Below are 11,805 nucleotides of genomic sequence, written 5' to 3' on the forward strand. Positions count from 1 at the left end.
GGGAGCGAGCGTGGCCACGAGCAACATCGAGATCGCACAGCAGGCCGAACTCTGGCCGATCACCCGGATCGCCGAGGGGCTCGGCATCCCTGACGAGGAGCTCGAGCCGTACGGCCGGTTCAAGGCGAAGGTGTCGCTGCGGCACCTGCGGACGCTCCAGGAGAAGCCGCGCGGACGGCTCGTGCTGATGACCGCCGTGTCGCCCACCCCTGCCGGCGAGGGCAAGACGACGACCACCGTCGGCCTCGGCGACGCGCTCACCCGCATCGGCGAGCGGGCGATGATCTGCCTGCGCGAGCCGGCTCTCGGGCCGGTGTTCGGCATGAAGGGCGGTGCGGCGGGCGGCGGATACGCGCAGGTCGTGCCGATGGAGGACATCAACCTCCACTTCACCGGTGACTTCTCGGCCATCGCGATCGCCACGAACCTGCTCGCGGCGCTCATCGACAACCACGTGCACCACGGCAACGCCCTCGGCATCGACGTGCGGCGCGTGACCTGGCGGCGCGTGCTCGACGTCAACGACCGGGCGCTCCGCGACGCCGTGATCGGCCTCGGCGGTCCATCGAACGGCTACCCCCGCGAGGACGGCTTCGACATCGTCGTGGCGAGCGAGGTGATGGCGATCTTCTGCCTCGCCACCGACCTCGCCGACCTCAAGGAGCGGCTCGGCGAGATCGTCGTCGCCTACACACGCGACCGCACGCCGATCCGCGCCCGCGACCTGCAGGCGCACGGGGCCATGGCCGCGATCCTGCGCGACGCGCTCGCGCCCAACCTCGTGCAGACGCTCGAGCACACGCCGGCGTTCGTGCACGGCGGCCCGTTCGCGAACATCGCGCACGGCTGCAACTCGTACCTCGCGACCGACTCCGCGCTGCGGATGGCCGACTACGTCGTCACCGAGGCCGGCTTCGGCGCCGACCTCGGCGCCGAGAAGTTCGTCGACATCCTGTGCCGGACGACGGGCCTCCGCCCCGACGTCGCGGTGGTCGTCGCCACGGTGCGCGCCATGAAGTTCCACGGCGGCGTCGAGGTCCAGGGCCTCCCGCACGAGAACGTGACCGCCCTCGAGCAGGGCACCGCCAACCTCCTGCGGCACCTGAAGACCCTCCGCGAGACGTGGGGCATCCCGACGGTGGTCGCGATCAACCATCGCGCGGAGGACACGGATGCTGAGACCGCGGCGCTCATCGCGGCCACCGAGTCCGTCGGGGTCACGGCCGTGGTCGCGAAGCACTTCGCCGAGGGCGGCGCGGGCGCGGAGGACCTGGCGCGCGAGGTCGTGCGGCTGTGCGACGAGCGGGCCGCGGAACCAGCGGACGAAGAGGCGCTCCGCTTCACGTACCCGGATGATGCCACGCTGTGGCGCAAGATGAGCGCGATCGCGACGCGCATCTACGGGGCGTCCGAGATCACCGCGTCGACCGCCGTCCGCGCGCAGATCAAGCGCCTGCAGGACGAAGGCTACGGCGGCTACCCGGTGTGCGTCGCCAAGACGCAGTACTCGTTCTCGACCGACCCGAAGCTGCGCGGAGCGCCGACGGGCCACGTCGTCGACATCCGCGAGGTGCGCCTCGCCGCCGGCGCGCGGTTCGTCGTGATGATCTGCGGCGACATCATGACCATGCCGGGGCTGCCGGCGACGCCGGCTGCCAACAGCATCGACGTGGACGACGAGGGGCGCATCGTCGGGCTCTTCTGAGACCGGGCGCCCGGCAGTCAGAGCGGCGGGAAGGTGCGCACCCGCTCGACGCGGAGCGTGTGGGGGAGCGCCGCGAGGTCGCGGCCGCCGTCGGCGCGGGGCAGCTCGTAGAGGTCGAGCATGAGCTGCACGGGGTAGTCGATCCTCTGATGCACGGTCTTCACCCAGCGGTGGTCGATGAAGAAGCGCACCGCGTCAGGCGTCCACTCGACGGCGTAGTCATGCATCTCCGTGAGATCGCCCTCGACACGGACCTTCTCGAAGTCGTCGCGCAGACGCGGGTCGTGCTGGCGCTTGACTCCGACGCCGACCCAGCCGCCCTCGTCGTCGAGCTCGCTTCCGAAGATCTCGGCGATGCAGATCTCGCCGGAGTCCTCGGGGCGGTCCTCGAACCCGATCGGCCAGAACGCCACCATCGCGTCAGGGTGGCGCACCGCGGCCATGCGGACTTCGATCACACCGAACCGCGGGAGGTGGAGCCGGCGCTCCGGCTGCTCCTCGCGCACGACCAGGCCGTCGCGGAAGCGGTGCTGCCCGATCGCCCCGCCCCGCGCGCCGGCGAACTGGCCCGTCTGCACGTGCGAGACGCGGTTGTCACCGTCGAACTCCGGCGACCACGGCGCGGTGTCGGCGTCGATGAAGAGCTCGAGCGCGTCGGGCGCGATGGAGTAGCGGGCGGCGGTGCGCTCGCGCGACGACCAGTGCGGCAGATAGTGCGGCCACCACACCTTCTCGTCGAGCACGCCCTCGCCGAACCGCTCCTCGAGGTCGGGCTCGCGGCCGTCGAGGTCGAGCGGCGACATGTCGAGCACCCAGACGTTGAACGAGAGCTCACGGCCGTGCCACGGCTCCGTCCTCGACCCGCGGTGCTCGAACCCGGCTGCGCGGCACAACGCGTTCGACGCGGGATTGTCGACGCCGGGGTAGGCGACCAGGAGGCTGCGATCGTGCCGATCCGCGACCTCGCGCACGACCAGCCCCAGCGCCGCGTGCGCGAGGCCCCGCCCCTGCCACTCGGAGAAGACGTTCCACCCCGCCTCCCACGCGGGCTCGCCGTCGTGGTCGACCTGCCAGTACCCGATGCCGCCGACCGGCGTGCCATCGAGCTCGATGCGGTACATCGCGGCTTCGCCCGTGCGCATCAGGTTCATGTAGCGCTCCTGGCGCTCGACCAGCTGCACGGGCGTCTCCGGCCCGCCCAGATGCGCCATCATCTCCGGGGTGTTGGCGCGCTCGAGCAGCGGCAGATCGCCCGCCGCCCACGGGGCGAGGGTCACGGCTGCATCGGTCATCAGCGATCGGTGACGAGGATGGTGTTCCCGTCGGGGTCTGTCGCGGTGAAGAAGAGGCAGCGGTCGGGGTCGCCGAGCTCGTCGCTCGGGTGCGCCCCGAGCCGCGCGAGACGCTCGTGGACGGAGGCGAAATCGTCGACGCGGAAGTTGCACGTCGCCCACGGCAGGCCGGGTTCGACATGGATGCCGCTCTTCGGGCCCATCAGGGTCACCTGTCCGTGCGAGCCCGCGAGCACGCTCGAGGCGTCGGTCTCTTCGACGACGCCGAGGCCGAACGCATCCGCGTACCAGTGCGCGCTCGCTCGCGGATCGTGCACGGGGATGAACGCGGTCGTGATCGCCGTCGGCGGGCTCATGACCCGAGCCTAGGCCTCGCCGCGGACGTTCGCGCGGTCCTGTGCGAGCACCCCCCGGCACAGCGCCCGGAGCCGCCCTGGCTGTGCGTCTCGCACAAGGCATCCGTCACCCGTGTCGCTCCGGCCTTGTGGACATCCACCAGAGGCTTTGAGGGGGCGTTGTCGGAGTCCTACGGTCGAAGGGAACTCGACCCTTCCCCGTCGCACCGAGAGGTGATGCACATGGCTGACGCCGCCGTCCGCACCAAGAAGCCCGCCGTCCACAAGAACACGCCCGCCGGCGGAGCCCCGACCGCTCCGCACACCGCGGCCGAGGCATCCGATCCCCGCATCGACATCGCCGCGGTCACCGATCTGCTCCTCGGGACGTGGGGCGAGACCCGCCGCGAGGCCCGCGAGATGATCAAGGACCCCGCGTTCTGGCGCATCGAGGGGCAGTCGATGCCCGAGCACCGTGAGCGCGTGCTGACGCAGCTGCACCTGCTGGTCGAGCACGGCGGCTCGCGCCGCGCGATGCCCGAGAAGTTCGGTGGACTCAACGACAACGGCGCGAACCTCGCCGGCTTCCAGGAGCTCGTGCTGGCCGACCCCAGCCTGCAGATCAAGTCCGGTGTGCAGTGGGGCCTGTTCGGCTCGGCCGTCTTCCAGCTCGGCACCGAAAAGCACCACGACAAGTGGATGCCGGGCATCACCGACCTCTCGATCCCGGGTGCGTTCGCGATGACAGAGACCGGGCACGGCTCGGATGTCGCGTCCATCGGCACGACCGCGACCTACGACCCCGAGACCGAGGAGTTCGTGATCCACACGCCGTTCCGCGGCGCGTACAAGGACTACCTCGGCAACGCGGCGCTGCACGGCAAGGCCGCGACGGTGTTCGCACAGCTCATCACGGGCGGCGTCAACTACGGCGTGCACTGCTTCTTCGTGCCGATCCGCGACGACGAGGGCGCGATGCTCCCGGGCATCATCAGCGAGGACGACGGCGTCAAGGGCGGCCTCAACGGCATCGACAACGGCCGCCTCGCGTTCGACCAGGTGCGGGTGCCCCGCTTCAACCTGCTCGACCGCTACGGCCAGGTCGCCGCCGACGGCTCGTACACCTCCGACATCCCGACGCCCGGCCGCCGCTTCTTCACGATGCTCGGCGCGCTCGTGCAGGGCCGTGTGTCGCTCGACGGCGCCGCGACCACCGGCACCGCGCTCGCGCTGCACATCGCGCTCACGTACGCGAACCAGCGCCGCCAGTTCGACTCGGGCGCCGGCACCGAAGAAGTCGTGCTGCTCGATTACGGCAAGCACCAGCGGCGCCTGCTGCCGCTCCTCGCGCAGAACTACGCGCAGTTCTTCAGCCACGACGAGCTCCTCAAGAAGTTCGACGCCGTCTTCTCGGGCCGCACCGACACCCCTGAGGAGCGCGAGGACCTCGAGACCCTCGCCGCCGCGCTCAAGCCGCTGTCGACCTGGAACGCCCTGTCGACGATCCAGGAGGCCCGCGAGGCCTGCGGCGGCTCCGGCTTCCTCGCCGAGAACCGCATGGTCGGCCTCCACCAGGACCTCGACGTCTACGTCACCTTCGAGGGCGACAACAACGTCCTGCTCCAGCTGGTCGGCAAGCGACTCCTGTCGGACTACGCCAAGCAGTTCAAGGGGGCGGATGCTGCGAAGCTCGCCCGCTTCGCCGTCGGCCAGACCGCGGGCAAGGTGTTCCACGGCGCGGGTCTGCGCCAGCTCGGGCAGACGGTGACCGACTTCGGATCGACCGCGCGCTCGATCGAGTTGGGCCTGCGCACCGACCAGCAGCACGAGCTGCTCGCCGGCCGGGTGCAGCAGATGGTGGCGGATGTCGCGGCCGCCCTGCGTCCCGCGTCGAAGCTGTCGCCGGCCGAGGCTGCCGCGCTGTTCAACAGCCACCAGGCGGAACTCATCGAAGCCGCCCGCGCACACGGCGAGCTGCTGCAGTGGGAGGCCTTCACCGACGGTGTGAACCGCGTCTCGGACGAGGGCACCAAGCAGGTGCTGACGTGGCTGCGCGACCTGTTCGGCCTGCACCTCATCGAGAAGCACCTTGCGTGGTACATCATCAACGGCCGGCTCTCGACCCAGCGCGCGGCATCCGTCTCCCGCTACATCGATCGTCTCGCGGCGCGGCTGCGTCCGCACGCGCAGGATCTCGTCGACGCCTACGGCTTCGCGCCCGAGCACGTGCGCGCACCCATCGCCTCGGGTGCCGAGCGCAAGCGCCAGGACGAGGCACGCGAGTACTACCGCGCGCTCGCCGCGTCGGGCGAGGCGCCGGTGTCGGAGAAGTCGCTCAAGAAGAAGTGACGGCGCAGCGCATCGTGCGAGCCGGCGTCCTCAACTGAGGAGCGGAGCCGGGATGCGGACTGGGCTGTGCCGACAGCTCCGCATCTCGGCAACGATCCTCAATTGAGGGTCGGGATCGGGTCAGGAAGCGGACCAGCCGCAGTTGCCGCACTCGCCGGTCGCGGAGACCTCGATGAAGCAGTTCGGGCACATCGCGCGCACGCGCTCGGGGACGACCGGCTTGGCGACGCGGCGCTCGGCCGCGGCGCGAGGAGACGACGACTTCGCGCGTGCCGCCGGCGCGGCTGCCGCCGGCTGCGGGACGATCGCCGCGGCGGGCACGTGGTACGCGCAGTAGAAGCGGACGTAGCCGTCGTGGTTCTTGGGGTGGCGGTGCTTGTACGCCCACAGCTCGGTACGCGGCAGCAGCTCCGACTCCGGGCCGCACGAGAAGCAGCGCGTCGGCTCGCCCGGGACCACGTCTGCGAGGAGTACGGGGTTCTCGAAGGGGACCGAGTCCCGCCAATCCGCCGACGCGACGATCTTCATGGTCCTGCCTCCCAGCTGCGCGGACCCGAACAGCCCGACATTCCAAGGTAAGCGACGGAAGCGGCATCCGGGAATCGAGCGGGTGTCGGGCGGCTGAACGCGAGCCCCGGCGGCCTCGCGACACCGACGTCGGCGGGGGAGCCTAGGCTGGCGCGGTGAGCACCGACGTCCGCCTCGGCGCCGACGGCCGCGCGCGCTGCGCGTGGGTCGGCGACGACTCCGAGTACGCCCGCTACCACGACGAGGAGTGGGGGGTGCCGCTGCACGGCGACCGCGCCCTCTTCGAGAAGATGAGCCTCGAGGGGTTCCAGGCGGGGTTGTCGTGGATCACGATCCTCCGCAAGCGACCGCGGTTCCGCGAAGTGTTCGCGGGGTTCGAACCCGCTGCCGTGGCGGCGTTCGGCGAGGACGACATCGCGCGATTGATGACGGATGCCGGGATCATCCGCAATCGGGCCAAGATCGAGGCCACGATCTCCAACGCGCGGCTGGTGCTCGATCTCGAGCCCGGTGAGCTCGACGCGTTCATGTGGTCCTTCGCACCGGCCGCGCATCGGCGCCCGGCGACGTTCGCCGAGGTGCCCGCGATCACCGCCGAGGCCGAGGCGATGAGCAAGGCGCTGCGCAAGCGCGGCTTCCGGTTCGTCGGGCCGACGACGATGTACGCGCTCATGCAGTCCGCCGGCATGGTGGACGACCACGTCGACGGGTGCTGGCGCGTGGGCTGACAGGAACAACGAGCGCTCCCCATGCGTTCGAATGGATCGTGGACTACGGACACGCGCTCGAGTTCGGCGCCTTCATCACCCCCTCTGCCGCGACCCCTGAGGCGCCGGTGCTGCTGTCGCAGGTGGCCGAGGCATCCGGTCTCGATCTCGTCACCTTCCAAGACCACCCGTACCAGCCGGCGTTCCTCGACACGTGGACGCTCATGTCGTTCGTCGCGGCACGCACCTCGTCCATCCGCATCGCGCCCAACGTGCTGAACGTGCCGCTGCGCCCGCCCGCCGTCGTCGCGCGGGCCGCCGCGAGCATCGACCTGCTGTCGGGCGGGCGGTTCGACCTCGGCCTCGGCGCCGGCGGCTTCTGGGACGCGATCGAGGCGATGGGCGGCACGAGGCTCACGCCGGGTCAGGCGGTCACGGCGCTGGGCGAGGCGATCGACCTCATCCGCGAGCTGTGGCGCACCGACGAGCGCCGGGGCGTGTTCACCGACGGGAAGTTCCACGCCGTGCACGGCGCGAAGCGCGGGCCGCGGCCGGCGCACGACATCCCGATCCACATCGGCGCGTACAAGCCGCGCATGCTCGCGCTCACCGGCCGCAAGGGCGACGGATGGCTGCCGTCGCTCGGCTACCTGCAGCCGGGCGACCTCGCGAAGGGCAACGCCGCGATCGACGAGGCCGCGGAGTCGGCCGGCCGCGACCCGCGCGAGATCCGGCGCCTGCTCAACATCGGGCAGCTCGCCGCCGATCCGCAGGAGTTCGCCGAGCGCCTGGCCCGCCTCGCTCTCGACGACGGCATCGGCACGTTCATCATCGCGGCCGACGACCCGAACCTGCTCCAGCGCTTCGGCGAGGACGTCGCCCCCGCCGTGCGCGAGCTCGTGACCGCCGAGCGCGGCACCCGCGGGGTCGACGCAGCGCCGGTGCGGTCGGCGGCCGCCCTCGCCGCTCGCCGCGACGGCATCGCGTACGACGACGTGCCGGCCGGCCTCCGCGCGATCGAGCCCGGCGACTTCGACTACGGCGACGTACGCGCCACCTACATGCGCGGCGGGCGTCCCGGCCTCGTGCTGCAGCCCGCGTCGTCCGAGCAGGTCGCCGAGGCGCTCGCGTTCGCACGCCGGCATCCCGAGCTCCCGCTCGCGGTGCGCAGCGGCGGCCACGGCATCAGCGGCCGCAGCACGAACGACGGCGGGATCGTGATCGACCTTCGCAGTCTCGACGAGATCGAGGTGCTCGACGCCGACCGCCGGCTCGTGCGCATCGGGCCGGGTGCCCGCTGGGCGCAGGTGGCTGCGGTGCTCGGCGAGCATGGCTGGGCGCTGACGTCGGGCGACTACGGCGGCGTGGGGGTCGGCGGACTCGCGACGGCGGGCGGCATCGGCCTGCTCGCCCGTGAGCACGGCCTCACCATCGACCACTTGCGCGCCGCCGAGGTGGTGCTCGCCGACGGCTCGATCGTGCGGACGGATGCCTCCACCCGCCCCGACCTCTTCTGGGCGATCCGCGGGGCCGGCGCGAACGTCGGCATCGTCACGGCGTTCGAGTTCGAGGTCGACGAGGTCGGGCAGGTCGGCTACGCGCAGCTCGCGTTCCAGGTGGACGACGTCGCGGAGTTCCTCGAGGGCTACGGCCGCATCGTCGAGGAGTCGCCGCGCGACCTCACCCTCTTCCTCCTCACCGGCGGACCGCGGCCCGGCCAGCCGCAGGTCGTCCAGCTGTACGGCATCGTCGACTCCGACGACCCCGACACGATCATCGCCCGCCTGCAGCCCTTCGCCGAGCTCGCCCCGCTCGTACAGCAGTCCGTGCAGCTCACGACGTACCCGCAGATCATGGCGAACGCCGACCTCGGCCCGCAGCACGGCGCGGGCGAGCCGCACAGCCGCTCGGGTCTGATCGAGCACGTCACGCCCGCTTTCGCTGCGGCGGTGGAACGGATGCTGCAGTCCGGCGCCGTGCCGTTCTTCCAGCTGCGCGCGGTCGGTGGGGCGGTGGCCGACGTGGCCGAGGACGCGACCGCGTACGCGCACCGCTCGGCGAACTTCTCGGTCGCCGCGCTCGGATCCCACCCCGACCGGCTCGACGCGCAGTGGCGCACGCTCGCCGACCACGTCGACGGCATGTACCTGAGCTTCGACTCCTCCGAGCGGCCGGAACGGATCGCCGAGGCCTTCCCACCCGCGACGCTGGCGCGGCTGCGGCGCGTGAAGGCGGCCTACGACCCGACGTGCGTCTTCCGCGACAACTTCGCGATCGAGCCCGCGGAGTCCGACGCCGCCTGAGCCGCAGCATCCATCCCCACGCTCACCATTTGGCGACTCGCCAGAGAGCGTGAGTGAGGACGGCATTCCTGGCGACTCGCCGAAAGGTCGCGTGGGGCGCTGGCAACAGCGGATCGAGCAGGATTCAGGAAGCGCGGTGTCCGGGTTCCCGGGCATACTCGTCGGCATGGCATCCGAGTCCCACATCGCTGATTCGCACGAAGTCATCCGCGTCGTCGGCGCCCGCGAGAACAACCTCAAGGACGTGTCGGTCGACATCCCGAAGCGGCGGCTCACCGTCTTCACCGGGGTGAGCGGATCGGGCAAGTCGTCGCTGGTGTTCGGCACGATCGCCAACGAGTCGCAGCGCCTCATCAACGAGACGTACCCCACGTTCGTGCAGCAGTTCATGGGGCAGCTGAGCCGCCCCGAGGTCGACGCGCTCGAGAACGTGAGCCCCGCGATCATCGTCGATCAGGAGCGCATGGGCTCGAACGCGCGGTCCACGGTGGGAACCGCGACCGACGCGCACGCGATGCTGCGGCTGCTGTTCAGCCGCATCGGCGTGCCCCACGTCGGCTCGCCGCAGGCGTTCTCGTTCAACATCCCGTCCGTGTCGGGTGCCGGCGCGGTGACGTTCGAGAAGGGAGGCAAGAAGGTCAAGGAGCGCCGCTCGTTCGAGATCACCGGGGGGATGTGCCCGCGCTGCGAGGGCCTCGGCGAGGTGAGCGACGTCGACCTCGACGAGCTCTACGACAAGACCAAGTCGCTGCAGGACGGCGCGATCCAGGTCCCCGGCTACAACCCCGACGGCTGGATGGTGAAGGCCTTCACCGAGTCCGGCTTCGTGGACCCGGCCAAGCCCATCCAGGACTACACCGAGCAGGAGCGCGCCGACTTCCTCTACAAGGAGCCGACGAAGGTCAAGATCGCCGGCATCAACATGACGTACGAGGGTCTCGTCCCGAAGATCACGAAGTCGATGCTCCAGAAGGACCGCGAGGCCCTGCAGCCCCACATCCGCGCGTTCGTCGACCGCGCCGTGAAGTTCCTGCCCTGCCCCGACTGCGGCGGCACGCGCCTGAACGACGGTGCGCGGTCCTCGAAGATCAACGGGACGAGCATCGCGGATGCTGCGGCCATGCAGATCACCGACCTCGCGGTGTGGCTCGACACGGTGGACGACCCGTCCGTCGCGCCGCTCATGGTGGGCCTCCGCCAGACGATCGCGTCGTTCATCGACATCGGGCTCGGCTACCTGTCGCTGGACCGCGCCTCGGGCACGCTCTCGGGCGGCGAGGCGCAGCGCACCAAGATGATCCGGCACCTGGGTTCGGCGCTCACCGACATCAGCTACGTCTTCGACGAGCCCACGGCGGGCCTGCACCCCCACGACATCCAACGCATGAACCGGCTGCTGAAGCTGCTGCGCGACAAGGGCAACACTGTGCTCGTCGTCGAGCACAAGCCCGAGGTCATCGAGATCGCCGACCACATCGTCGATCTGGGCCCCGGCGCCGGCCGTGCGGGCGGCGAGGTGCAGTACGAGGGGGATGTCGAGGGTCTGCGCACGTCCGGCACGATCACCGGCCGTCACCTCGGGGACCGCGCGCGCCTCAAGGACTCGACGCGGGCCCCGAAGGGCGCGCTCGAGATCCGCGGAGCCACTCAGCACAACCTCAAGGAGGTCGACGTCGACGTGCCGCTCGGCATCCTCACCGTCGTGACCGGCGTCGCGGGTTCGGGGAAGTCGTCGCTCATCCACGGCAACGTGCCCGGCTTCGACGACGTCGTGGTCGTCGACCAGTCGCCCATCAAGGGCAACCGCCGCTCGAGCCCGGCGACGTACACCGGCATCCTCGACACGATCCGCTCCGCGTTCGCGAAGGCCAACGGCGTGAAGCCCGCCCTCTTCAGCGCAAACTCCGAGGGCGCGTGCCCCGCGTGCCGCGGTCTGGGCGTCATCATCACGAACCTCGGATTCACGCAGACCGTCGAGACCCTGTGCGAGCTGTGCGAGGGCTCGGGCTTCAGCGACGAGGTGCTCGAGTACACCCTCGACGGGAAGAACATCGCCGAGGTGCTCGCGATGTCGGCGGCCGAGGCATCCGTCTTCTTCACGAAGGGCCCGGCGCACACGACCCTGATGCGCATGATCGACGTCGGCCTCGGCTACATCACGCTCGGCCAGGCGCTCAACACCCTGTCGGGCGGCGAGCGGCAGCGCCTCAAGCTCGCGATCTCGATGGCGAAGAAGGGCGCGATCTACGTGCTCGACGAGCCCACCACGGGGCTGCATCTCGCCGATGTCGAGAACATGCTCGGGATGCTGGACCGCCTCGTCGAAGCCGGCAACAGCGTGATCGTGATCGAGCACCACCAGGCCGTGATGGCGCACGCCGACTGGATCATCGACATCGGTCCGGGGGCCGGCCATGACGGCGGCTCGATCGTGTTCGAAGGCACGCCCGCCGATCTCGTCGCGGGCGCGGAGACGCTGACGGCCCAGCACCTGCGGGAGTACGTCGGGGCGTCGACGGGCTCGGCGGCCTGATCGGTTCCCGAGCCTGTCGAAGGATGGGTGATTGTCCCCATCGATCCCCTCTG

Annotated in this window: 8 protein-coding genes; 5 read left to right on the forward strand and 3 right to left on the reverse strand. The window is 70.6% G+C overall.

The features are described 5' to 3' along the window. The first annotated feature begins 10 nt into the window (after positions 1 to 10). On the forward strand, positions 11 to 1,705 hold the full coding sequence (locus ACLBXX_RS14520) for a formate--tetrahydrofolate ligase (protein WP_447658584.1): 1,695 nt from the start codon (positions 11 to 13) through the stop codon (positions 1,703 to 1,705). A 17-nt stretch (positions 1,706 to 1,722) separates the two neighbouring features. Here ACLBXX_RS14520 and ACLBXX_RS14525 read toward each other — a convergent pair whose 3' ends face one another. Together ACLBXX_RS14525 and ACLBXX_RS14530 are read right to left on the reverse strand one after the other, a co-directional pair. Next, positions 1,723 to 2,997 carry a GNAT family N-acetyltransferase gene (locus tag ACLBXX_RS14525; RefSeq protein WP_447658585.1) on the reverse strand — a complete coding sequence of 425 codons (1,275 nt, stop codon included), beginning with the start codon at positions 2,995 to 2,997 and terminating at the stop codon, positions 1,723 to 1,725. Next, on the reverse strand, positions 2,997 to 3,353 hold the full coding sequence (locus tag ACLBXX_RS14530) for a VOC family protein (protein ID WP_447658586.1): 357 nt from the start codon (positions 3,351 to 3,353) through the stop codon (positions 2,997 to 2,999). The genes ACLBXX_RS14525 and ACLBXX_RS14530 overlap by 1 nt, the downstream gene beginning before the upstream one ends. A gap of 222 nt (positions 3,354 to 3,575) precedes the next feature. Between ACLBXX_RS14530 and ACLBXX_RS14535 the strand changes: the two genes are divergently transcribed. Continuing rightward, complete coding sequence (locus ACLBXX_RS14535; RefSeq protein WP_387143406.1) at positions 3,576 to 5,681, forward strand: acyl-CoA dehydrogenase family protein; 2,106 nt, start codon at positions 3,576 to 3,578, stop codon at positions 5,679 to 5,681. Positions 5,682 to 5,801: 120 nt separating this feature from the next. Here the strand turns inward: ACLBXX_RS14535 and ACLBXX_RS14540 are convergent, their stop codons facing one another. After that, positions 5,802 to 6,209 carry a glucose-6-phosphate dehydrogenase gene (locus ACLBXX_RS14540; protein WP_447658587.1) on the reverse strand — a complete coding sequence of 136 codons (408 nt, stop codon included), beginning with the start codon at positions 6,207 to 6,209 and terminating at the stop codon, positions 5,802 to 5,804. A gap of 155 nt (positions 6,210 to 6,364) precedes the next feature. Between ACLBXX_RS14540 and ACLBXX_RS14545 the strand changes: the two genes are divergently transcribed. From ACLBXX_RS14545 to ACLBXX_RS14555, 3 genes are all read left to right on the forward strand, one after another. Then, entirely contained in the window at positions 6,365 to 6,937 is a 573-nt protein-coding gene (locus ACLBXX_RS14545) for a DNA-3-methyladenine glycosylase I (protein WP_447658588.1), read from the forward strand. Between the two features lie 35 nt (positions 6,938 to 6,972). Next, a complete protein-coding gene (locus ACLBXX_RS14550) occupies positions 6,973 to 9,219 on the forward strand; it encodes an LLM class flavin-dependent oxidoreductase (protein WP_447658624.1) in 2,247 nt (748 codons plus the stop codon). Between the two features lie 166 nt (positions 9,220 to 9,385). Then, the gene (locus ACLBXX_RS14555) at positions 9,386 to 11,752 is read left to right on the forward strand and encodes an ATP-binding cassette domain-containing protein (RefSeq protein WP_447658589.1); all 2,367 of its coding nucleotides are present in this window, start codon (positions 9,386 to 9,388) and stop codon (positions 11,750 to 11,752) included. Positions 11,753 to 11,805: the final 53 nt, after the last annotated feature.

It is taken from the genome of Microbacterium sp. C23T, assembly GCF_053345975.1.